The sequence below is a fragment of the Lysobacter sp. yr284 genome (genome assembly GCF_900107375.1).
Taxonomy (GTDB): domain Bacteria; phylum Pseudomonadota; class Gammaproteobacteria; order Xanthomonadales; family Xanthomonadaceae; genus Lysobacter.
Window position 1 is genome coordinate 40,658 of the sequence record NZ_FNPT01000008.1, and the last position, 23,190, is coordinate 63,847.

Sequence of the window (23,190 nt, forward strand, 5' to 3'; positions counted from 1 at the left end):
GCGAAAACGAATGAAGTCGGGTGTGGGGATTTCCGCACAGTACGCTTTGCCGCCACAATCTAGTTCGGCAGCGATTGTTCAAACATGCACCTGCACGATCCGTGTTCCCTGGTTGGCGTCCGCGCCTCGTGTCTATCCTTACTTTGCGTCTGAAACCACAACGGACGGCCCCGTTTCGCTCGGGGCACCGAGCTGCCGCCTATGCTGAAACGTGAGGCCTATTACACCGTTGTCGGTTCGATCCACGCTCTGCTACTAAGTGACGCGTTACGTTGTGAATGAACTGTAGTTTCTGTCTGGGTGTTTTTGATATTTTGTCCCATAAAAAAAGTAGCGGGGCTTCGATGTTTAAGGATGAGAGAAAGCCGACGGGAGTTTTCGATTTAATGGGTGGGCGTAAAGCATTTGGGGCTTTAGATATAAATGGAAGGCGGTCATCTTTGAGTCTTTTTGATGATCAGGCATTTCCTCCTGTGCCTCAAGGATATGAGTACCTATTGGGCCGACTGCATAACGGCGAGTGTGCGACTCTTGTTGACTGTGTGCTAACAGCTACGCAAGGCCGAGGGCGGAAAAAGTTTTCGGCCAGTTTGTTTCCAAATATTATTGTGGTGGGTTCGCGGCATCTGCAAAAAGAAACGGCTTGCGTAATTGAGTTGGTCGTAGGGTTTAGTGATGTTAATTCTGTGTTTTATGATTTCGATGCCTTTGGTGCGGTGATTGACCCCGCCCCCTTTGCGCCCCTCCTTAGAAAGGATAAGGCGCATATCCGGCCGTTAGATGTTGGAGATAATCCAATTGTTGGGTATTTTTCGGGAAAATTTGAGATAGCGACTGTTCAATGCTCGTTAGCTGAAATAAAGGCTCGGCATCACGTATCTGAGACGATGGGTGGGCCGGCAGGATGGGCTTTGCGTAATAAGATTATGGTTGCGTTGCGTTTTGAATGCGCTCTGGCTTTAGATGAGGCTATTCGGCGATTATATTCATTGATCCGTTTTTTTGAGCTAATTATCGGTAGGAAACAGGCGCTGTTGACAGTTGATGTGCGACTGGATGAGCAACCGGAGCATGAAGCTCCTTTGCGAGTTTTTATTTCCCATGCGCCCAGAAGGATTGGTTCGAAAGAAAATAAGCATGAGTCGCCTGGTCCAAATGACGTCTTATTGTGCACCGCGCGCGGTGTTGAAAATTACATGGAAGTGGTAAGAAAATACTTCGCCATAGATGCGGAGAGGGCGGATGCGAGAATTCGCCTTGGTGGAAATATAAGGAGATCCAGTTATTCTGTTGATAGGATAATTGCCGCAGCCAATATGTTTGATATTCTCCCTGATTCTGCCTATCCGGCGCCGGTCCGGCTGTCAAATGAGCTGGAAGAGGCGCGGTCTAATGCGCGTAAATTGTTTAAGTCTGTCCCGCCTTCTTTGGAAAGGGACAGCATGCTAAATGCCCTCGGAAGGATGGGGGATCTGAGTCTTAAACGTAAAACGCTTAGTCGAATGCTCAGTTGTGGGATTGACCAGTATTTCCCCGGATTAGACTTGGTTTTGCAGGAAGCGGTTAATTGCAGGAATCACTATGTTCATGGTTCGGCTGGGCGTATCGATTACGCAGATAATTTTAGAGCTGTTGTTTTTTTAACGGATGCGTTGGAATTTGTTTTTGGGGTGTCCGATCTGATCGACTGTGGCTGGAATTATGAGGCTTGGGCCGCAGGTTCGCCTCAGGCGGATCATCCGTTTGGCGCCTTTCGTTTGGGATATAAGGATAATTATAATTTTTTCAAGGAGTGCATTAATAAGTAGTGGGTTATTATATTTTTCGATTTAAAATTTGATCATGGTGGGATTTTTATTGATATTTTTTTATTCTGATTTTGAATGTTGATTGGTGGCTGATAGTGTTGGTGGTGGTCCTTATGAGTGTTCGCCATGGGAAATAGAAAACGCTCGGTTTTAAGGTTTGATTGCTACATCCTTCCACTCGGAGCTCACCAAGCCCTGATCCAAGCTCGCGATCATCTTCATTTGCTAGCCCAACTCGCGCAGCCACAGGGAGAGGACAGCCCAGACGTGGTCTACCTCTCCGCCGAAGCCCTGGCCCACTGCTTCGACCGCTTGGCTGATGACCTAGACCGCATTGTCCATGCGGCAGCACCATACGGCCCCTAGACGTACGGAGGCGGCGTGGGTAGCGCCGCGGCTTTGCCGCGTATGGGTCAGTTCCGCGTATTAGGGTTGAGCCGACTGTGGCTGTGTGCCATCTGTATGAGTCGATGCCGCATGAACATGTGTTTTATGCGCGTTGTGCCTTTGTGCATACGTTTTCCCCCAGGAAATCTCCGACCCCGCAATGCGGCGCTCCCCGACTCCCCGTCGCGCGCCCCCTCCGCGACGATGCCGCTCGCCGTCGATCCGACGCGCGTCCAAATCGAAACGGAGATTCGCGATGAGTCAAAACCTGATCACCCTCGATGTCAGCGACGAGCAGCTCGCTGCGGCCCACGAAGCCTTGTCCCAGTTAGAGGCGGTGCTGTCCGGGCTGGTCTCGTTGTCGCCGGACGATCGCCGCCGGCTCGCCAAGATGGGCCCGAAGTCCGAGACGTTCTGTCGGCAGGCGGTGCGGGTGCTGGAGCAGAACCCGCAGGTGGTGCCGCCCAGCGTGGACTTGGCCGGCGCGTTGCTGGACCTGCGCACGCTCGACCGCCTGAGCCCGCTGCTCGACCGTCTGCAGCGCTTGGCCGAGCGCGGCGACGATACGGAGCTGGCGCTGGGCGCCGACATCATGGCGTTCTCGCTGGAGGCGTATGGGCTGCTCAAGGTGGCCGGCAAGAACCAGGGCCTGGACGGGCTGCGCAAGGAAATGTCGGCGCGCTGGGCGCGGGGCCGCCGGGAGCCGGCGACGCCGCCGGCGTGAGCCGGTATGTCGGGCGGCTAGGTCTGGGCCTTCGTCGTGTTTCTGCCGCCTTCGGGCGGCATTTTTTTGCGCAGCGGGTCCAGGGTGCCGGCCGAGTGGCCGAACCGGCGGGGGCGGGTGGGGGAGGGGGAATGTTTGCTGCGGCGGGCTCTGCCGACCGAGCAAATTGCTCTATCGATAGAGCAATTTGCTCGGGCAGCCGAGCGAAAAGCTTGCCCGATGCCCCGGCATGCTCGGTCGCCCGAGCAGACGGCTCCATCGAGGCAGCGTCGGGCTCGGTGGTTCAGGCAGAAGGCTTTGCGAGCCAGGAGCTTTGCTCGGTCGTCCGAGGGCGCAGCTCGGAGCTAGCGCTTTCGAGCTCCATGATGCGAGCAATCTGCTCGGCTGAGCGAGCATTCTGCTTGGCCCCGAGCGCATCGGGCCGGGCCGGCGGGCACGTGGGCGGGAGTAGGGCGCGGCCAGAACCGCTGTGAGTCTTGGGCGCTTTTACGATGCCTGTGTAGTCGGTGAGGTCCGCGGCCGGTGGCCTGGCTTTGCGCGTTGTCTCGTTTCTCTGATGACGCGGCACGCCGTGGCACACGGATTATGTAATTGCCCAGGCAGACCGATTCCTCGGTGCTAGCGTCGGCCGGCGCGATCAGCGCGCAAACCGATAGGACAAAGGATCATGTCGAAGCGAGACATCCACGTCGTACCCCACCCCGACGGCTGGGCCGTGAAGCGCGAAGGCGCCGAGCGGGCCAGTTCCGTGCACGAGCGCAAGGCCGATGCCGAAGAGGCCGGGCGCGATCTGGCCCGCAAGGACGAGGTCGAACTCGTCATCCATGGGCGCGATGGGCGGATTCAGGACAGCGATAGCTACGGGAACGATCCGCATCCGCCGAACGATCAGAAGCACTGAGCAAGGAGGCTTACCATGAGTAGCAACGAAGAGGGCAAGAGCGACGGCGTGCTGTCGTACGTCACGAAAATCTTGGCCATAGGCGCTGTCTTCGCCTCTCTGGGCGGGGTCTGTCTGCATTTGGCGGGTTACATCGCGCAGAAGAGCTACTTGCTGGCTTTCAATATCGATCCCGATGGTTTCACGCGGGAGGCCGATTGGCTGATGGTGAATGGCTACTATTCCACCATTCCACCAGTCAGTTTGATATCTCGGTCCATTTTCAGCGAGGCGTCTTTCGGGCTGTTTGTATTTGCGGCCGTTGTTGTTGTTGCCGTAAAGCTGGGCTCGCGGCGTGAGCCCGCAGCCTCCAGGAAAAAAAACAGCAAAGACGACAATAAGCCCCAGCACAAATCGTTTGAGTTGTTCGCCTTCGCCATCGAGTCGTTTCTTTTTTCTGTCTTGACCTGGGCAGGCACGTACGCGTTGATGCTTGGTGCGTTCATGATCTTTCTCATCCCAGGAGCGATTGGGGAGACAGCCGGTGCGGATGCCGCCGCAGCGGATGCGTCCAAATTCGCAAAGGGCTGTCAAGCGGACAATCCGTGCGCCGAGTTATGGAAGGACGATAAGCCGGTCGCCTCTGGATTCGTGTTGGCGACCTCGTCGGAGCAGATCGCCTTCTACGACGTCCGGTTGAAGCTTGTGCGGCAGTTGGAGCGTTCGGGAATGGAGGTGCGCTCTCACGCTCGTCCGAAGCCGGGGTCGGGAGACCAGACCGGGAAACCCACCTTGCCGCCGCCGGCTGCGCCTTGAACTAGGAAAAACGGCGCCCCGGATCTCGGGGCGCTTCCCTGAAAGCCGCACACAATCATGATGCCGCCGCTTACGATCCGATCAGGCGCGATCAGGCTTGCAACTTGGGCTTGATTCGTGGACTTTTCGCAAGAGTCGATGTTTCGCCCAGGGGGCGTTGCCGCATGAAACGTCCGAAGCCGCGGCCCATGTCGGAAGTGTTGCTCGCACTCGCGGTGTTGTCCCTGGCCTCGGCCTGTTCGGTCGCGTCTGGCGACAGTGCGACACCGCCGAACGCCCCTGTGCTGACGTTGAACGCCGATCCTCGCTTGAATCGCATAGCCAGCCGCTACGAAGCATCGATCTTGGACTTGGTCGAGCGGGTCGCCCAGGATCGGCGCATTCGCCGAGATGCGGTCGAAGCCGTATTGGGGGCCGAGTTCGATGCCAAGCCATCGGCCGACGGACGTCCGCAGGAATGGTCGCTTCACGGCTCGCTTTCTGAAAGGGATCGCTTCCGGATCGAGTTGTATCCCGATGAAGACGGGCTTGAGCTGGCAATCGCCAATCCGGCGGACGACGGCAAGAAGTGCTATCTGGATTCGATGCGTGTCCGCTCGCTATTGGTCGATAGGCTGGGCTTCAAGGCCTCCGAACTAGGGACGGGCAAGCGGCCCTATTCCCTCTTCACCCAGAACCCACCGCCCGCTTCGAGCCCGATCAGCATCTCCGTGTTCGAGCGGGAGCTTTCCGCCGAAAAGGGCGGGGCGCGAAACTGCATCTATGCCTTGAAGCTGGCGGCTCGCGGAGGCTGACGTGCCGGTAGCGGTCGATCCGCGCGTCGAAGCCATGCTGGCCCGGTTCGACAAGACCCAGAGCCCGACCGACGCCGAAAGCGCGGCGATGCGTCGGGCGATCAGCGAGTCGCCGTATCTGGCGCAACTCATCGAGACCGGGCTGGGCCGCGGGGTGATCCAGGCCTTTACCGCGCAATCGGTGGCTGGATCGGGCGCGCATTTCGACGATCGCGGCGGGGAGTTGAACGTGAGCCGGGCCACATTGCGCGCGGCGGCCGCGAATCCCGGCGAAATGGACGGCCTGGTCGGCGCGTTGGCCCATGAGGCGGCGCACGCGGCGAACCAGGACGATCGAGTATTCCGGCACAGGCAGTTCGAGCGTGACCTTGCCGTGCGGTTCCAATCGGATGCGCAGGTGCATGATCCGACCGAGATCGCGCTGAGGTTGCAACAGCGTCAACGTTGGGACGAGGCCTATGCCGAGCTTCACTCGGTCAATGCCGTCGTATCGCGGATCCGGCATCTCGATCCCGGCGCCGACGATCAGCAGGTGCTCAGGCGGGCGGCGGATACGACGCTCTGCATCGAGCAGAATCCGAACACGGGCGAGTATGGCTGGGTCGGCGGCATCCGGCCGAATCCCGACAATGGCCGCATCGCTTACACGCCGGACAACCTGGAGGCGGTGGCGCTGTGCCATTTCGACGCGCGGGCCGATGCGGTCCGGTTGGGGACGCATCGCGATCTGGACTATCGAAACTACTATGCGGCTCACACGATGGGCCGTATCGCCGACCTGAAGATCGCCGCCGACAACCTGACTGAAAATCCGTTGAGCGCGCCGGACGCGCCGATGCATCTGGATCTCGGACGGCTGGGATGGGATTTGCGGAAGATCGAGCGCGAAGGGGTGAGTTTCGCGAACCACAAAGTCGATTTCAATTTTTACGACACAACCAGCGCAAAGCCGGTCATGCGCAATCTGCGCGACGCCGGTTCGCTCGGTCGGCAGGATGCAGTGTCGCCCGATATCGAGCCGCCAGCGCTCGCGGTGAAGCGCGCTTCGGGCCCTGGTTCGCCGGAGCATGCGGATCATTCGCTTTATCTGCAGGCGCGGCAGGGCGTGATTGCATTGAATGCTCAACGGGGCCGCGCCTGGGACGATGCCAGCGAACGGCTGGCGGCGAGCCTGACGGCGCTGGGCAGGGAGCAGGGTTTGTCGCATATCGACCATGTGGTGCTTAGCGGGAAGAGCGGGGACGCCGAGGCCGGCGAGAATGTGTTTGTGGTCGAAGGGCGCTTGGACGACCCGGCCCACCGTCGCGCCCACATGAAGACGGCGATGGCGACGGAAACGGCGGTTGAAGTGTCTTTCGAGCGGCTGGCGCTGTTCGATCGGTCGCAGCAAACCCCGCATCAGGCGCAGGCCATCGATACGCATGAGCCGTCGGTTGCGAAGATCGGGCCGCGTTGAGCGGTGGTTGAGTTTGGTCTGCCTGGGGCGGCTGGGAACTCTTCCTTTAGATGCGCCGCGACGACGTCCGACTGTAGGAGCGGCGCAAGCCGCGACCGCGACAAGGCAGCTACGGCGAAGCTTTCGCCGCGAGCGGTCGCTGCGCGGTCGCGGCTTGCGCCGCTCCTACAGGGGCTTCGGGGTGGTGCGTCTTTGCTTGCAGTGCGCAGCAATGGCGGCAAATAAAAAGCGCCCCGGTTTCCCGGGGCGCTTGGGGGTGTCGCAGTCGCTTGGCGGTGCTTACGGGTTGGTCTTCAGCGTCAACCCATACGCGCTCAGGATCGGCTTGATCGGCGAGAAGTAGCTGTTGCCGCCACCCGGATTGCCCTGGCTGCCCGAGCAGCTGCCGCTACCGCCCGACAGCACGCCCTGCGCCTGGCCGACGCTGGTGATGAACGAGCCGCCGGAGTCGCCGCCTTCGGCGCACGCGCTGGTGCGGGTCAGGCCGGTGACGGTGCCGTCGGGGTTGCCGGCGTCGTCGACGTAGGAGACGGTCATGTTCTTGGTGCGGATGGCGCCGCAGTGCCAGCCGGAGGTGCGGCCGGAGCGGCACAGCGCCGCGCCGACGGCGGCTTCGGTGCTGCCCTTCACGGTCACGTCGCCGCTGCCGTAGCCGTAGACGCTGGCCGACAGGGTGTGGTTGCTGTCGACCTTGACCCAGCCGCGGTCCGGGCCGGTGCCGGTGCCGCTGGGCATCGACGAGGCGGCGAAGGTGCCGACGCGCACGCCCGGGTTCCACTGGCCGTTTTCCTGATAGACGATTTCGCCGACGTCGCCGCAGTGGCCGGCGGTGGCGTAGCCGAGGGTCGTGCCCTTGGTGACCGGGAAGCCGACCGAGCAGGCGTACAGGTAGCCGTCGCCCGGGTTGCGCAGCATGCCGCGGCCGCCCTGGATGGCGATGCGGCGCTGCGGCGCTTCGTTCATGGTCTCGAAGCGGACGACGCTGGCGTCGAGGCCGCTGCGGGCGACGAAGTCTTCGCCGGTGGCCTGCGCGCCCGGGGCGACGCCGACGACGACGCTGTTGCTCGGCAGGTCGACCGACCAGCTGTACACGCCCTTGGGCACCTTGGCGCTGCGCGAGAGCAGGCTGTCGAGCTGGCCCTTGGCGGTGTCGAGCGCCTTCAGGCTGTGACGCGCCTGGCGGGTCTCGATGCCGGTGAGGGTCTTGGCCTTGCTGACCGAGGTGCTGGCGGCGACGAAGCCGAACGAACCGTCGGCCTTACGCTCCAGCCACGCGCCGGCGTAGTTGTCGCCGAGCTGCTTGGCGAGGCCCTTTTCCTGCTCGGTGGCCAGACGCTCGGTGGTGAGGTACTGGGTCAGCTGCTTGTCGGTCAGGCCGAGGTCGCGCTTCATGGCCGTCTTCAACGCGGGGGCGAGGTCGTCGGCGGCGAGCGCCGAACCCGATACGACCATGGCGGCGGCGACAGCGAGGACCGACATACTGAACTTGCGCATATCCGATAACTCCTCAAACGGGAAGGGAAGGATGCGAACAGTGATCACGGCAGGCCTCGTCAGGTCTTTGGCTCGCGCGGTGTGTGTGTGGCGCGCGCAGTCGTGCCGCACTTATTAGAACGCCGGCGCCGCGGGCGCCCCTACCTGGAAAATGCGACGGTTTCGTGGATTCGAGCGATCGGTCTTTATGCGCATTCGCGCATGAAAAGAATGAACATCAAGCGCGAAGCGTGATCGTTATTCGGAGTGTTTCTACGCTGCACGATCCGCGCTCGCCGCAGGCTTAGCGCGCGCTGAAGCCGCGCGCAAAAACGTGATGCCTGCAATGCACGCGGGCGCCGCAGGTGGTGAAACGCGAAGGCCCGCCGATGCCTCGGCGGGCCTGTTTGCGCAATCTGGCGAGTGCGGCGCGCGGTTCAGATTTTGACCGAAACCGTTTGGGTCCAGACGGCGCCGACCGCCGCGCGCGCGCAGCGCGATCAACGACGCTGAGCGACCGTGAACGCCCGGCGCGGCCACGGCTGCGACCGGGCCGGCGCGAACCGTGGGCGAAGGCGTGGCGCCTTCGCCCACGGGCGAATCACCGCGCGCCCAACTGCGCGATCGCCGCGCGCAGGTTCGGCAGTGGGCCGATGTTGCCGCCGCCGCCGGCCTGCGGCGTGCCGGTGCTCTTGAGCAGGTTGCGCATCTGTCGCGGGGTCACGGTGATGCCGCGCTGCTTGGCGATGCCCGACAGCGCGACCACCGCCGCAGCGACGATCGGCGAAGCGCTGGAGGTGCCGTTGAAGGTCTTGGTGTAGGTGGCGTTGGCGCCGCCGTTGTAGAGATTGCCTACGCCGGTGGTGGTGACGCACCAACCCCAGGCCTGGACGTCGACGCGCGCGCCGTAGGTCGAGAACCACTGCCTGGATCGCGCGGGCGTGTTGTCGGTGCACCACAGCGTGGAGTAAGCGCCGCCGGCGCCGACGATGATCGAGCCCGAATCGCCTTTGCCGCTTGGGAACGGCGAGCCGAAGCAGGCGGCGTTGTCGAGATTCATGTTGCCGTTGCCGCCGGCCTGGACCACGTGGATGCCCTTGTTGGTCGCGGCGACGATGGCGTCGTAGACCGAGGGCGTCCATTCCGAGGGCACGTACTCGGCGCAGCCGCTCGGCCCGCCGATCTGTTGTTCGATCAGCATCACATCGCCGGCGCTCAGGGCGTTGGCGGCAACGAGGACGGCGTTGGCCAGGTCGTAACCGCGCTCGGCGCTGTTCGCATTGGTGTAGTGGGCAGAGGCGCGCGGAACCAGGCCGGTCACGCCGAATCCGTTTTCGTCGGCGATCAGCTGGCCCATCACCGCGGTGCCGTGGTGGTTGTCGTTGAACGGGTCGACCAGCGTGCCGTTGGCGACGAACGCGCCGGGCAGGCGCAGTTTGGACAGGTCTTCATGCTGGGTGTTCCAGCTGTATTCGATGTCCAGCACGCGCACGCCGGTGCCGTCGCCGCCGGGAACCGTGCGGGCGTATTCGCTGTCGATGCCGCTCAACGACGCGGGACGCTGGTACAGCTGGAAGGTGTGGTAGGCGGGCGTGGCGGGCGGCGGCGGGGGCAGCGGGGCCGGGTAGGCGATTTCGACGATGCTCATGGCGTTGAGTTCGTCGATCACGCGTGCGGCGTCCTGGCCTGGCTTGACCCGCACGCGGAACCACTGGCTCAGGTCGGGCGGCGTGGCGTGCGCCGTCGCTGGCAGGCGCGGGGCGCGCCCGGCCAGGGCGACGGCATCGGCACGGAACAGCGGTTCCAGCGAGGCGACCGGGCCGGCGCCGCCGAGCAGGCCATCGAGCGCGTCGAGGCGGCCGAACCTGGCCGAAGTCAGGCGGCCGTCGCGCTGGCTGATCCGACTGTCGTGCACGAACTTGACCTCGATGAATTCGCGGGACTGATGACGGCCCAGTACGGTCTTCGACGGCTTCGGCACGCTCGATTGCGCCGCGGCCGGCGCCGGCGGGCCGAGCAGGGCGGCGAATACGGTGGCGGCCGCCAGCGACTTGCATGCGATCTGCATGAAACGACTCCTTGTTCAGTGAGGCGGTAACGCGCGCCGTCCTGGCCGGCGCGAGGCAGTCTGTCGCGACTGCGTTTTCGCTTTAGCACGCCCGGTGCCGGCGCTGCGGCTGCATGCGGCGGCGCGAGGCGCAGGATCTGTGCGCGTTATTCGGGTTCGCGTTTCGTCCGCGGCCTTGAGTACAACGCACATGCCTGGGATTGCAGTCGCCCCGCTATGCCTTGCGCGATGGCGACGCGGGTCTTCGTTGGCGCAAACGCACGGGCGAAGGGCCGCGGCCCTCCGCCCGCGGGGCCGCTTACAGGCTGCCCAACTGCGCGATGGCCGCGCGCAGGTTCGGCAGCGGGCCGATGTTGCCGCCGCCGGTCTGCGCGGTGCCGGTGTTCTTGAGCAGGTCGCGCATCTGTCGCGGGGTCAGGGTGATGCCGCGTTGCTTGGCGATGCCCGACAGCGCGACCACCGCCGAGGCGACGATCGGCGAAGCGCTCGAAGTTCCGGAGAAGGTCTTGGTGTAGTAGGCGTTGGCGCCGCCGTTGTAGAGGTCGGCGTAGCCGGTGGTGGTGACGCAGCGGCCCCAGGCCTGGACGTTGACGCGCGCGCCGTAGGTCGAGAACGACTGCTTGGCGCGTTCGCCGGTGCCGTCGCTGCACCACGTGGTGGAACGCGCGCCGCCGGCGCCGACGATGATCGAGCCCGAGTCGGCGCGGCCGGCGGGGAACGGCGAGCCGAAGCACGAGGTGTTGTCGAGGTTCATGTTGCCGTTGCCGCCGGCCTGGACCACGTGGATGCCCTTGTTGGTCGCGGTGACGATGGCCGCATGCACCGAGGCGATCCATTCCACCGGCACGTAGCCGCTGCAGCCGCTCGGGCCGGCCGCCTGTTGTTCGATCAGGATCACGTCGCCGGCGCGCAGCGCGTTGGCGGCGGTCAGGATGGCGTTGGCCGGGTCGTAGCCGCGCTCGGTGTTCATCGCGTTGGTGATGTGCGCGGTGGCGCCGTCGACCAGGCCGGTGACGCCGATGCCGTTGTTGTCGGCGACCAGCTGGCCGAGCACCGCGGTGCCGTGGTTGTTGTCGCTGAACGGATCGTTGGGCGTGCCGTTGTTGATGCGCGCGCCGGCCAGGCGCAGCTTGGACAGGTCTTCGTGGTTGGTGTTCCAGCTGTACTCGATGTCGAGCACGCGCACGCCGGCGCCGTTGCCGCCGGGCTGGGTGCGCGCGTATTCGCTGTCGATGCCGCTCTGCGCGGCGGGCAGCTTGTAGTACTGGTTGCCGCTGTAGCTCGGCGTGGCCGGCAGCGCGACCGGCAGCGGCGCGGCGTAGGCGGTCTCGACGATGCTCATGGCGTTGAGTTCGTCGATGACCCGGGCGATGTCCTGGCCGGGCTTGACCCGCAGGCGGAACCACTGGCTCAGGTCGGGCTGCGGCTGCGCGGCTTGCGCGCTCTTGGCCAGCGCTTGCAAGGTCGCGGCATCGGCGCGGAACAGCGGTTCCAGCGCGGCGACCGGGCCGGCGCCGCCGGTGAGGCTTTCCAATGCGGCGAGGCGGCCGTACTTGGCTGAGCCCAGGCGGCCGCCCTGCAGGCCGACCTGGCTGTCGTCGACGAACTTGACTTCGATGAACTCGCGCGAGTCGTAGCGGCCGAGCTGGGTCTTGATCGGCTTGGGCAGCAGTTGCTGCGGCGCGGCCGGGCCCGACGGCGAGGCGGCCGCGGCGACGGCGGGGATCGCGGCCAGCGCCAGGCACGGCAGCAGGGCGCGGAGCAGGAGCGTGGGACGGGAGTGGGCGATGGAACGCATGAGAGGGTCCTGGAAAGGGAGGTGTCGTCATGCGAAGCGGCGCGCTGCGGGCTTCGCGGCGGTGGGAGCGGTGGGGCCGGCGCTGCGGCCCGGGCCGAGAGTAGGCAGGCGCCGTCGGCGCCGGATGGCGGCCCATCACGGTTTCGCCGATGCGTTCGGCGGCGGTGTTTTTGTTGCGAAAATCTGGATCGCGCACACGCCTTGGCCGCGTCGCGGCGGCGCCGGCGCGGCCGCCGCGGCGGGGAAACATGGCACGGTGGGTGGTTTTCCGCCGTCGCTGCGCGCGCTTGGGCGGCGCGGGTGCGGGCGCGGCGGGCGAACTGCGTCAGCCGGCGGCCGCGGCGATCACAGTCCGTCGGGCCGCGGCGACAGCCACGCGGCGAAGCGCGCCTTCATCTGCGCGGCCTGTTCGGGCGAGGCGAGGAAGTGGTCGGCGCCGCCGTCGTAGGGCGCGAACGCGCCGCCGCCGGCGGGATCGAAGAACAGCGTCGAGCCGGTGCCTTCCTCGGCGATGCCGGCGAGCAACGCATCGAACGCGCCGCTGCCCCAGCGCACGGGCGCGGCGAACACCTGGATCGCGTCGTCGTCGCGGCCGTGGCCGAGCACGTGCACCGGCCGCAGTGCGCGCAGTTGCGCGGCTTCGTCGTCGCGCAAGCGGGTTTCTTCGCCGAAGCGGGCGACGAACAGCAAGCTGTCGCGGTCTTCGCCGAGCACGTGCGCGGCGGTGGCGTTGTAGCGCGCCACCGCCTGCGCCAGTTCCTGCGGCGAATCCGGATAGCGCTTGGCCTCGGCCAGGCTGTGGGTGCGCACCCAGCGCTGGGGCAGGGCGCGGCGGCAAAGGAAACCCACCGGCGCAACGCCGGGGTAAGCGCGTTGCCAGGAGGCGAGGATCGCGGCGGGCGTCATGCGCGGGTTGCGATGGGCGCGGCGCGGCGTGCGGCCTGCGCGCGCGGCTGGCCGCGGGCGGCGCGGCTGTGTGCGTGCGAAGCCTGCATCAGCGGGCGTGGCGCTTCACGCATTGGCGCAGTTTCTCGCGCGCGGCGTCGCCGCCGGTCCAGTCGATCCGGATCAGCGATTTGCCGGCCTGCGCGACTTCGAAGTGCTGGGTTTCCTCGAACGCGCCGAGCGCGGCCTCGATCGACGGCACCACGAAGACGATCGCGCCCAGGCGTTCGTCGGGGTGGTAGTAGTTCAGCGCCGGCACCGTGCTCGGCGCGGCCTTGGGCTGGAGCAAGGTCATCGGCACGGTCTGCAGCGTGGCGGGCTTGGGGATGTCGCTGCCCCAGAAGGTCAGCGTCGCGCCCTTGAAGCCGGGGCCCGGGCCCATGATCCGGACCACGCCCTGGCGGTTGGAGAACATCGCCGCGCAGGATTCCTCGCGGCCGCCGTCGGCCTTGGGGAAGAACGCCCACTGGCCTTCGACCATGCGCCGGTTCTGCGGGTCGCTGTCGATGCGCTGGCGTTCTTCGAGTTTGCGTTGCGCGTTCTGGAAGCGCTGGCTCATCTGCACGAAGGCCTCGCCGACCATGGCCCGCATCGGGTCCGGCGGCGCGGCGGCGGCTTGCGGCGACGCGGCGGCGGGGCGGTCCACGCACAGCGGCATCGCCGCCACGCCCTGGCCGGCCGGGGTCATGCCGACCATGTCGCGGCCCGGCCCGGCGCCGTTGCACGGGTAGGCGCCCTGGGCCTGGACGCCGGCGGCGAGCAGGCACAGCGCGGCGGCGGCGAGGCCGGCGCCGGCGCGGCGGGTGCGGGTGCGGGTGTAGCCAGAGTCGGGGTTCATGGCGGCGGGCGAGGGGGACGGTGCGGCTAGCATTGGCAATCGCGATCGGGTCGTCAATTTCGGCCGCCGCCGACGCGGCGGCCAGTACTTCCGGGACGGGCCGCCGCGCAGGCCGTGGCTATAGTGGCCACACCATCCAACCGGGGTAACGCCGTGGCCAGGTCGCGTCTTGCGCTCATCGCTTTGTTGGCCGTTTCCACCGCCACTGCCGGCGGTCTGCACGGCATCCAGCCCGGCGATCTCAATCGCCAGGGCAATGCCTGCAACGATTTCTTCGACTACGCCAACGGCGCCTGGCGCCAGCAGAACCCGATCCCCGACTACATGGACCGCTGGAGCCGGCGCTGGCAGTCCGGCGAGCTCAACAAGGAGCGGGTGCGCGACATCCTGACCGAGCTGTCGGGGCGGCAGGACTGGGCCAAGGGCAGCGCCGGGCAGTTGGCCGGCGATTTCTACGCCGCGTGCATGGACGAGTCGCGGGTCGACGGGCTCGGCGCCAAGCCGGTGCGGCCGTGGCTGGACGAGATCGGCGGGCTCAAGGACCGCGCCGGCATCCAGCGCGAGATCGGCAAGCTGCACGACGCCGGCATCGCCGCGCCGTTCGCGCTGTCGGCCGGCGAAGACCTGCGCGAGCCGTCCAAGACCATCGCCCATATCTACGCCGGCGGGCTGGGCATGCCCGACCGCGATTACTACCTCAAGCCCGAGCCGCGCTTCGTCGAGGCACGCGCCAAGTACCTGGCGCACGTTGCGAAGATGTTCGAACTGGCCGGCACGCCGGCCGAACAGGCCCGGCGCGACGCGCAGACCGTGTTCGATTTCGAAAAGCGCCTGGCCGAGGCTTCGCTGGACAACGTGCAGCTGCGCGATCCCAAGCTGCAGGACAACCCGACCGCGTTCGCCGGCTTGGCCAAGCTCGCGCCGGGCTTCGACTGGGGCGGCTACTTCGACGCCGCGCACCTGCCGCGTGATGCGGTCAACGTGACCCAGCCCAAGTTCCTGCGCCAGTTCGAGAAGGAACTGGCCGGCACGCCGGTAGCGCAGTGGAAGGTCTATCTGCAGTGGCACGTGCTCAACGCCGCCGCCGATTCGCTGTCGCAGCCGTTCGTGGAGGAGAACTTCGCCTTCAACGGCAAGTTCCTCACCGGCGCCACCGAAATGAAGCCGCGCTGGAAGCGCTGCGCCGAACTCACCGACGCCCAGCTCGGCGAGGCGCTGGGGCAGAAGTACGTGGAGAAGTACTTCCCGCCGGAAGCCAAGGCGCGCATGCAGGACATGGTCAAGAACATCCTCGCGGCGATGGACGACACCATCCGCGAGTTGGACTGGATGGACGCGGCGACCAAGCAAAAGGCGCTGGAGAAGCGTTCCACTTTCGTCGCCAAGCTCGGCTATCCGGACAAGTTCAAGGACTACCAGGGCGTGACCGTGTCGCGCGGCTCGGCCTGGGACAACCTGGTGGCGACCTCGCGCTGGAACGTCGAGGACAACCGCGGCCAGGTCGGCAAGCCGACCGACCGCAGCCGCTGGGGCATGACCCCGCCGACCTCGAACGCCTACTACAACCCGCTGCAGAACGAGATCGTGTTCCCGGCCGGCATCCTGCAGCCGCCCGCGTTCGACGTGAGCGCGACCGATGCGGTCAACTACGGCGCCATCGGCGTCATCATCGGCCATGAGATCAGCCACGGCTTCGACGACCAGGGCGCGCAGTTCGACGCGAAGGGCCGCCTGGCGAACTGGTGGACGCCGGCCGACGGCAAGCAGTTCGCGGCCAAGGGCCAGTGCGTGGTCGACCAGTTCGAGGGCTATTTCATCGAACCGGGCGTGCACCACAACGGCAAGCTGGTGCTGGGCGAATCCATCGGCGACCTGGCCGGCGCCAAGATCGCGTACCGCGCGTACCTGAAGTCGCGCGAGGGCAAGGGCCCGGAACCGACCCTGGACGGCTTCACCCCGGAGCAGCAGTTCTTCATCGCCTGGGGCCAGTTCCGCGGCGACGAGACCCGGCTGGAGACCCAGCGCACGATGATCCAGGGCGACCCGCATCCGATCGCCAAGTACCGCGTCAACGGCCCGCTGTCGAACCTGCCGGCGTTCCAGCAGGCGTTCCAGTGCAAGGCCGGCGACGCGATGGTGCGGGCGAAGGAACTGCGCTGCGAGGTGTGGTGACGGCGTCCACGGCGTCGGCGTCGTTCGCGGCGCCGCGCCAAGGCGGGGCGCGGCAGGGCGCGGCGCGCGCGATGTCGCGTTCAGGCAGTTTTCCGCTGAGGTTCGGGTGAGACCGGCGCGCCGGCGCGAACGTGAACCCGTTCGTGCTTCGTGCGCTTGGGCGACCGCGCCAGCAGCCTGCATCGCCCAGCGCTAACGCGGTCACAGCATCCGATCGCGCGGCTTTGCCACATTGCCAGCCGACCCTGGAGCAAGACCACAAGGAGCGCGGCGATGAAGGCGAAGTGTTTCGTCATGGCGGGAGCGTTGGCAGGCGCGGGCATCGCGGCCATGCCGGCATCGGCGGCCAGCGCCGCGCTGGCTCGGGACGTTGTGTCCGAAGCCGTCTCCAGCGCGTCGATGCGGCGCGAACTGGCGCTGTCCGCGCCGCAACTGTCCAGCGCCTGGCAGGCCCAGCGGCTGCATGCGAGCCAGGGCGCGGCCTTGCGCGCGCGCATGGGCCGCGACTACGCCGGCAGCTGGATCGAAGCGGATGCGGCCGGCCGCTATCGCTGGGTCGTCGCCAGCAGCGGCGCGGGTCGCGTGAGCCTGCCGGCCGGGGCGGAACTGCGTTACGTGCGCCATCGCCTGGCGACGTTGCAGGCAGCCAAGGCGCGTCTGGATGCGGCGGTGGCCGGCAAGCGCTTCGCCGGCGTGTCGCGCGACCTGTCCGGCCTGCAATCGTGGTACGTGGATCCGCGCAGCAATGCCGTCGTCGTCAGCATCGCCCGTGGCGGCGAGCGCGAGGCAGCGGATCTGATCGCCGCGAGCGGCGCCGATGCTTCGGTGCTGCGCCTGGAGGTCTCGTCGCAGCGCCCGCAGCCCAACGTGTCGATCTTCGGCGGCATGGTCTATTTCCGCCACCCCTCGTGGTGCTCCGGCGCCTTCGCGGTAACGCAGGGCGCGGTGCCGGGTTTCCTCACCGCGGGCCACTGCGGGCAGCCGGGCAAGGAAGTCTGGGAAAAGGATGGCGAGAGCGTCCTGGTCGGAGTCTTCATGGCGTCGCAGTTTCCGGGCAAGGACCAGGCCTGGGTGCGCACCTCGATCTTCTGGACGCTGTACGCGCTGGTCGCCGACTACCAGGGCGGCTTCCTGCCGGTGCACGGCAGCGTGGAAGCGCCGGTCGGCTCGCCGGTCTGCCGCTCCGGCGGCGGCAGCGGTTACCAGTGCGGTTGGGTCACCGCCACGCAGGTCACCGTCAACTATCCGGAGGGCGCCATCTACGGCCTGAGCCAAAGCAACGCGTGCTCGGCAGGCGGCGATTCCGGCGGAGCCTGGATCGACGGCCTGGGCCAGGCCCAGGGCGTGCATTCGGGCAACGCCTCTTCGCGCGCCGACAGGAGCAATTGCGATATTCCGCAGGACCAGCGGCAAAGCTGGTTCCAGCCGATCAATCCGATTCTGCTCGAGTATCAGTTGGGGTTGGTGACCCAGTGAGCGCGGTTGGTGGTCGTCGCCTGCAGGCAGGGCCGTGCCGCCTGGATCGCTCGATGAACCGCCCGCTGCCGGCGGCGGTCGCGGCGTTCCGGTGCGAACGGCGGGCGGTTACCGGCGCTGCGTCATTGGCCCATTGGTGAGCCTGGCGCCATTCCAGGGCCCGCGGACGCAACTGTCGTGCCAAGGCGTTCGGATGTCGCGACGACCGCGGCGCGAGTATCGGTAAAGAGAAGGCGAGGACGCGCGAAGCGCTGTAAGGCCGGTTCGATCCTCGGGCAGCGGCCGGCGCAGCGCATTCGATTCTTGTGAACGTCGTGGACCGTTCGGCTGGACCAGGCGTTAACCGCACCAGTCGCAGTCTGCGGTATCCGGCGCGCTCCGTGCCGGCCCGCCATGAGGACTTCGCGATGGGCACGCATGCCGACGACCGCAAGACCGCGGCTACGCAAAACGAAAAACCGCCGCACGGCCAGGGGCACCAACCGCTGCCCGGCGAGAATCCGCCGAGCGGCGAAGGCGCGCAGCGCAAGCGCGTGCAGAACGCGGATCTGCCGCCGGGCGTGGGGCACCAGCCGTTGCCGGGCGAGAATCCGCCGGACGAAGGCAAGGACTGAAGCGCAGGGGCGGCAACCGACGGTCGCGATGCCGCAGCGGTGGCGGCCGTCGGCGGCTGCGGTCTTCGGTCAATCCGAGGCTGCGCGGGCTTCGCGCAGCTTGCGCTTCTTCATGAACCACCAGTAGCTGATGCCGATCACTGCGCTCTGGACCAGGGCCAGCGGCAGAAAGAACAGGTGGGTGGCTGTCCACAGCAGACACAAGATCAGGGCGACCAGCATCGCCCTGGCGCTGACGCGGCTGGCGAGGTACATGACCAGCACGAACAGCAACTGGTAGAGCAGGACCGGAAGGGTCAGGATCGCGATCATGCTCCGCTCTCAGGCGCGGTTGCGGTGATAGAGCGCGCTGCTCTGGCAGTCGGCGCATTCGCGATAGAACGCCGGGCCGTCCTTGCGCAGGCGCGGCTTGTGGCCGGGCTGACAGACGAAGCGGATGGCCGTGTTGCCGCCGCAGCCTTCGCATTTGAAGTAATAGCCGAACTTCCCGTAGAGGATTTCGCCGTTGCCGCCCTGGCAGGTTTTGCAAGCGGGGGCTTCGGTTTCGACCGCGCGCACCGGCAACGGCGGCGGCAGTGGGGGCGGGGTCGGTATTGGCTCTGGCGGCGTGATTCGCGCGACGAGCGTCGGTTCGAGTCTGTGTGCGGGAGGCGCGAGCGCAGGCGGGACGGATGGCGGCTGCGTCGGCACGGGCGGCGGCTGGGGCGAAGGCGCTGTCGAGGCCGACGTCGGTGCGCTCGCAGGCCGGTGCGGCACCGGCTCAGGCTCGGCTCGCGGCGAAGGCCGCAGCGGACGATGCATCGCGACCAACTGCCGCGCGACCCCAGCGACAGTGTCGCCGGACACCAGCTTGGCGGTGGTCTTGAGCAGGCCCATGAGCGCGCCGTCGGCTGCGAAATCCTTGTCGATCTGCTTGCGCAGCAGGTCGGCCTTGATCACCCGCGAGGAATCGAAATGCTTGGGCCGGTCGATGCGCGCGGTCGGCGCGACCAGCACCAGCGAATGGAACACCGGTGCGATGCGCAGGCCCATGCGCTGCGGCCATTCGATCGAATCGACCGCATCGCGCAGCACGGCGATGTGGCGTTCGTTCTGCTCCAGCGGCGAGGCCATGCCCTCGTAAGTCTTGCGGAAGGCGTTCCAACGCAGGAATTCGCCGTCGTCGGTGATCTTGAACCCGGCATGGAAGTGCTTGGTTTCCAGCACGTAGATCTCCAGCCGCCGATTGATCAGCAGGTGGTCGATCTGGGCGACGCGGCCGCCCTGCTCCAGGCGCAGGTCGTGGATCACCGCCCAGTTGGGCGAGCGCTCGAAGTGGAAATCGATGAGATACGCCGATTCGCGTTCGCCTTTGAGTCCGGCTTGGCGTATGCGCAGTTCGGTGGCGGCCTGCTTGGCGGCCGGGCCGGCGCCGTTGGCGCGTAGCTCCAGATCCTTGAGCAGAGCCGAATCGTCGTCCTTGGTCTTGATCAGCACGTGGCGTTCCTCCTTGGCGCGGAGGATAGCGCCGGTCTTGGGGGAAGCGAAGGGCCGGCTGCGCGGAAACGCGATTTGCCCGGGCCTGGCCGAGCGCCGTGGCGTCAGCGCGCGGCCACCGCCTGCGGCGGCGGTTCGACGGCGCGGGTTTGGAGCGGCTGAGGCTGCGCCTGCTCGGCGGCGATATGCGCCTGCGCCGCGGCGAGTTTGCCGTCCGATTGCGCCACGGGCGTCTGCGCGGCATCGGCGACGCCGACCATGGCCCGTTTGTGCGCCGGATCGTCGAGCCGGCCTTCCACGGCAAAAAGGTTCTGACCGTCGTTGCTCAGTACGACATGGTCCACGCGGCTCAAGGCGTTGGCGGCGTAGGCGTAGGCGCGCGCAGCGGGGTAGCGGTCGCGGGCGTCCTTGCACTCGGCCAGCAGCGCGTGGCCCAGCCGGTCGAGGCTCGCTTCATCGATGGACTTGCCCGCGGCCTGCAGCGCCTTGAGGCTGCCGTCCTTGATCCGCTCCAGCATCGCGCGGTCTGCAGCAGCCAGGTGCTGTGCCGGTTGCGAGTCGAGCCGCGTTTGCGCAGCAGCGGGCTCGGCGAGTTCGGGCCGCTGGCGGATCAACTGCTGGTAATCGCGCAGGTAGGCGTCGCGGTGGGTGACGGCGCCGTCGTGGTCGAGATCCGGCGGCGGATTGCCGAGAGAGAACGGCGTATCCGGCACGCGGGCGGCGATCCGCGCCACGATCGCCTCCTCGCTTTGTTCGCCCGCACGCCATTGCTTGTACATCGGCGCCAGTTCGATGCCGTTGAGGTAGCCGATGGAGTTGAACGGGAAGTCCTTCTTGAACGCGGGGTCGCGTTCCAGGTCCTTGAAGATCGGGAAGGCGGTGAAGATCGCCTGCGCTTCCAGTTCTGCGCGGTAGCGGACGTAGTCGTCGGCGCCGCCGCCTTTGAACAACACGTTGCCGGTGTTGTAGCGGTCGTGCCCGATTTCGTGGGCGAGGGTGCCGAAGAGGTGGCGTTGGGGGTACTCGGCGGCGCCGGGTTCTCTCAATCCATTCCATTGCGACTCGTCGACGACGATTGCAGGCTTGTCGGACGGCCTGTAGTACGGAAGACCGGTGTCGGCCGTCGGTTCGAATCTGCCTCGACGCTCGAAGAATTCGGCGAAGGCCGCCGTGGCGTTTGGGGAGGCGGCCACCCAGTCCTGTATTCGATGAGGCATCAACTGAAACTGGGGATGGTCCTTCAATGAATCGGAGCGGTTGCTTCCTTGGCCCGGCTCCATGCGTGCCCTCAATCCGCTGGATAAATGTGCATCGCGGTGACGCAGCGATAAGTCTCCGGCGTGGTGTTTATCCGCACGAACATGCCGTTGGCGGTTGCGTCGTAGACTCGGCCGCGATCGATGCCGTGGGCGTCTTGGTACACCGGGTCCAGTTTCGCGCCGAGGATGCCCGCGGCCCAGGTTGGCGAAACGCATGGGGTCTCGGAGACGCCGATGTCGATCTGTTTCGCCGGATGGCTTATCGAAGCGAAGCTCAACAGTCGGCCATCGGAGAGCCGGGCCGGTCCTTCGCTATACAAGCTGTTCGCCGGCAATGGCTTGAGATCGAAGGTTGCGGCCAGCCCGGATGCGATGTTGTCCCATCCCTTTTTGCCTTGCATCGCCCAATGCAAGATGTCTTCGAAAGTCGGCGAGTGAGGATGGGGCGCAAGCGGTGTTGCGGCATCGGGCGTGGTCTGGGTGGGTTTGACCTCATGCGATGCGCCGCAAGCCTGAAGCGCGACCGCCAAACCCAGGACGAACAAAGAACGCCTCTTCCGGCGCTGGGACTTCGCATCGCCAACAGCGTTTTCGCCTTGCCAGGCGCCCCGGTTCGGTGTTTTGGAGGCAGGGGTGGAAGCATCCAGTGGCAGGGCGCTTCGTGAGCGATGTGGCGGATGAAATTCCAAGCAGGCAGCTCCATTGCGCGCAGGACGAAATGCTAGCAGACCGGTTGGGCGATAAAGCCGGGTCCGGGCAATCGGGCCTGTTTAGATGCCGGTGTTGCATCACTGTTGTGCCAACGAGCTTCGTAAGAGACGCTAGGTTCGCTTAATGCCGCGCTCACTCGATCTTCACGCCTATCGACTTCCTGTGTAGATCGAATGCCCGGACTACCCAAGCAGGAGAGCGATATGAAGTTCAAGTTCATTGCCGGTGCTCTGGCGCTGCTGCTCCCCATCGCCGCCACCGCCGCCACCATCACCGTCAGCGGCCACGGCCAAAGCTACGACCCCGGCATCGCGATGCAGGACGCGCGCGCCGATGCGATGGGCAAGTGCACGGCGCAAGGCGGCACGCCGGTGAAGGAGGTGTACAGCCATGTGACCCGCGCCAACCTGTGGCTGGCCGATTCGATCTGGAGTTGCGAGGTGCCGTGATCGGCCCTCGGGCCGGCGGCGCTCAGCGTCGCCGATGGCGCGCAAGAACAGGGCGTCGCTGCCTCGCAGGCAGCGACGCGGCTTGCCTCGCCAGGGTCAGCGCTTCACCGCGAGCACGCCGTCCAGCGCCAGTTCGGCCTTGAACCCGGATTTTTCCAGCCGCTTGGCGACCTCGCGCGGCACGTCGCGCCCGGTGGTCAGCTTGTTCGGGCTGCCGGTGTAGTGGAACAGCCGGCCGCCGCGCCGCAGCACGCGCGCGAGTTGGTCGTAGAAGGCTTGCGAGTACAGCTCGCCGGCGATGCCGAAGCGCGGCGGGTCGTGCAGCAGGGCGTCGAATCCGGCCGACGGCAGGGCGGCGATGGCGAGCGCTACATCGGCGTGGGTCAGCTGCAGGCGGCCGCCGCTGTCGGCCGCGTCCGGGTCGGGCGACCAAGGGTTGAGGGTGCGCAGCCACAGCACGCTGGGGTTCTTTTCGAACGACGCGATGCGCGCGGCGCCGGCCTCCAGGCAGCAGGCGGCGAAGTAGCCCAGGCCGCCGCAGGTGTCGAGCACGGTCTTGCCGCGCGCTTCGATCAGGCCGACCTTGCGGCGGGCGTCGTCGATCGGCGAGGTCTTGGCGGTGGGCAGCATCTTGATGCCGTCGATCTCGAACGTCGGCGCGCCCCATTGGGTCGGGACCAGCTTGATCAGCGAGCCGGCGAAGCGCGAGACCGCGGCGAAGCCTTCGCCGTCCCAGTAGTAGATGGTGCGGTCTTTGAGCGCGTCCGGATAGGGATAGCGCTGGCCGCGCCAGTCCCAGCCGTCGGTCGCCAGCAGCGCTTCGCCCTGGCTGCGGCCCAGGTCGAGCGAGCCGCTCCAGATCGCCAGGCCAGCGGCGCGCGCGGCGCGCAGGGCCTCGGCATCGGGGCGGGTCAGCAAGGGGCCTGAGTAGTGCGGCACGGGCGGGGTCCGGAGCGGGGGAGGCGGAAGCATAAAGGGGATGGGCGCGCGTGGGGGCACGGGCCGGATTGGCCGCGCCGACCCGCACGGGCAAGCCAGCGATGAGC

20 protein-coding genes are annotated in these 23,190 nt (G+C 66.1%); 10 read left to right on the top strand and 10 right to left on the bottom strand.

What is annotated here, in order from left to right; genetic code table 11:
- Window positions 1-278 precede the first annotated feature (278 nt).
- The 6 genes from BLV01_RS25485 (at window position 279) to BLV01_RS14075 (ending at window position 6,865) form a co-directional block, all read left to right on the top strand.
- On the top strand, window positions 279-1,808 hold the full coding sequence (locus BLV01_RS25485; protein WP_139178687.1) for an ApeA N-terminal domain 1-containing protein: 1,530 nt from the start codon (window positions 279-281) through the stop codon (window positions 1,806-1,808).
- A gap of 643 nt (window positions 1,809-2,451) precedes the next feature.
- Complete coding sequence (locus tag BLV01_RS14055; protein WP_057947190.1) at window positions 2,452-2,919, top strand: hypothetical protein; 468 nt, start codon at window positions 2,452-2,454, stop codon at window positions 2,917-2,919.
- A gap of 667 nt (window positions 2,920-3,586) precedes the next feature.
- A complete protein-coding gene (locus BLV01_RS14060; RefSeq protein ID WP_091800640.1) occupies window positions 3,587-3,820 on the top strand; it encodes a DUF2188 domain-containing protein in 234 nt (77 codons plus the stop codon).
- Window positions 3,821-3,835: 15 nt separating this feature from the next.
- Complete coding sequence (locus BLV01_RS14065; protein ID WP_091800647.1) at window positions 3,836-4,615, top strand: hypothetical protein; 780 nt, start codon at window positions 3,836-3,838, stop codon at window positions 4,613-4,615.
- A 164-nt stretch (window positions 4,616-4,779) separates the two neighbouring features.
- Complete coding sequence (locus BLV01_RS14070; RefSeq protein ID WP_139178688.1) at window positions 4,780-5,409, top strand: hypothetical protein; 630 nt, start codon at window positions 4,780-4,782, stop codon at window positions 5,407-5,409.
- A 1-nt stretch (window position 5,410) separates the two neighbouring features.
- Window positions 5,411-6,865, top strand: coding sequence for an XVIPCD domain-containing protein (locus BLV01_RS14075; RefSeq protein ID WP_139178689.1), 1,455 nt, complete (start codon window positions 5,411-5,413; stop codon window positions 6,863-6,865).
- A gap of 279 nt (window positions 6,866-7,144) precedes the next feature.
- Here the strand turns inward: BLV01_RS14075 and BLV01_RS14080 are convergent, their stop codons facing one another.
- From BLV01_RS14080 to BLV01_RS14100, 5 genes are all read right to left on the bottom strand, one after another.
- A complete protein-coding gene (locus BLV01_RS14080) occupies window positions 7,145-8,359 on the bottom strand; it encodes a S1 family peptidase (protein ID WP_091800661.1) in 1,215 nt (404 codons plus the stop codon).
- Between the two features lie 580 nt (window positions 8,360-8,939).
- Entirely contained in the window at window positions 8,940-10,406 is a 1,467-nt protein-coding gene (locus tag BLV01_RS14085; protein ID WP_091800665.1) for a S8 family serine peptidase, read from the bottom strand.
- A gap of 298 nt (window positions 10,407-10,704) precedes the next feature.
- Complete coding sequence (locus tag BLV01_RS14090) at window positions 10,705-12,204, bottom strand: S8 family serine peptidase (RefSeq protein WP_091800670.1); 1,500 nt, start codon at window positions 12,202-12,204, stop codon at window positions 10,705-10,707.
- Between the two features lie 345 nt (window positions 12,205-12,549).
- Window positions 12,550-13,110 carry a DUF3885 domain-containing protein gene (locus tag BLV01_RS14095; protein WP_091800674.1) on the bottom strand — a complete coding sequence of 187 codons (561 nt, stop codon included), beginning with the start codon at window positions 13,108-13,110 and terminating at the stop codon, window positions 12,550-12,552.
- An 88-nt stretch (window positions 13,111-13,198) separates the two neighbouring features.
- Window positions 13,199-13,987 (bottom strand): hypothetical protein, encoded by a 789-nt coding sequence (locus BLV01_RS14100; protein ID WP_091800679.1) that lies wholly within the window; start codon window positions 13,985-13,987, stop codon window positions 13,199-13,201.
- Between the two features lie 186 nt (window positions 13,988-14,173).
- On the opposite strand from BLV01_RS14100, the gene BLV01_RS14105 reads away from it, so the two are divergent.
- The 3 genes from BLV01_RS14105 to BLV01_RS14115 all read left to right on the top strand — a co-directional run bounded on the left by BLV01_RS14105 (window position 14,174) and on the right by BLV01_RS14115 (window position 18,249).
- Entirely contained in the window at window positions 14,174-16,159 is a 1,986-nt protein-coding gene (locus BLV01_RS14105) for a M13 family metallopeptidase (RefSeq protein ID WP_175485950.1), read from the top strand.
- A gap of 156 nt (window positions 16,160-16,315) precedes the next feature.
- Window positions 16,316-17,635, top strand: a complete 1,320-nt coding sequence (locus BLV01_RS14110; protein WP_139178690.1) for a S1 family peptidase — start codon at window positions 16,316-16,318, stop codon at window positions 17,633-17,635.
- A 407-nt stretch (window positions 17,636-18,042) separates the two neighbouring features.
- Window positions 18,043-18,249 carry a hypothetical protein gene (locus BLV01_RS14115; protein ID WP_091800689.1) on the top strand — a complete coding sequence of 69 codons (207 nt, stop codon included), beginning with the start codon at window positions 18,043-18,045 and terminating at the stop codon, window positions 18,247-18,249.
- 69 nt (window positions 18,250-18,318) lie between these two features.
- Here the strand turns inward: BLV01_RS14115 and BLV01_RS14120 are convergent, their stop codons facing one another.
- The 4 genes from BLV01_RS14120 to BLV01_RS25495 form a co-directional block, all read right to left on the bottom strand.
- On the bottom strand, window positions 18,319-18,561 hold the full coding sequence (locus BLV01_RS14120; RefSeq protein ID WP_091800692.1) for a hypothetical protein: 243 nt from the start codon (window positions 18,559-18,561) through the stop codon (window positions 18,319-18,321).
- Window positions 18,562-18,570: 9 nt separating this feature from the next.
- Window positions 18,571-19,725, bottom strand: coding sequence for a nuclease-related domain-containing protein (locus tag BLV01_RS27120; protein WP_091800695.1), 1,155 nt, complete (start codon window positions 19,723-19,725; stop codon window positions 18,571-18,573).
- 104 nt (window positions 19,726-19,829) lie between these two features.
- Window positions 19,830-21,005, bottom strand: coding sequence for an XVIPCD domain-containing protein (locus tag BLV01_RS26300; RefSeq protein WP_175485952.1), 1,176 nt, complete (start codon window positions 21,003-21,005; stop codon window positions 19,830-19,832).
- An 8-nt stretch (window positions 21,006-21,013) separates the two neighbouring features.
- Window positions 21,014-21,673: a hypothetical protein gene (locus BLV01_RS25495; RefSeq protein WP_139178691.1), complete on the bottom strand. Its 660-nt coding sequence runs from the start codon at window positions 21,671-21,673 to the stop codon at window positions 21,014-21,016.
- 225 nt (window positions 21,674-21,898) lie between these two features.
- On the opposite strand from BLV01_RS25495, the gene BLV01_RS14140 reads away from it, so the two are divergent.
- Window positions 21,899-22,144, top strand: a complete 246-nt coding sequence (locus BLV01_RS14140; protein ID WP_091800701.1) for a hypothetical protein — start codon at window positions 21,899-21,901, stop codon at window positions 22,142-22,144.
- A 96-nt stretch (window positions 22,145-22,240) separates the two neighbouring features.
- On the opposite strand, the gene BLV01_RS14145 is transcribed toward BLV01_RS14140, so the two are convergent.
- Complete coding sequence (locus tag BLV01_RS14145; RefSeq protein WP_091800704.1) at window positions 22,241-23,083, bottom strand: class I SAM-dependent methyltransferase; 843 nt, start codon at window positions 23,081-23,083, stop codon at window positions 22,241-22,243.
- Between the last annotated feature and the right edge of the window lie 107 nt (window positions 23,084-23,190).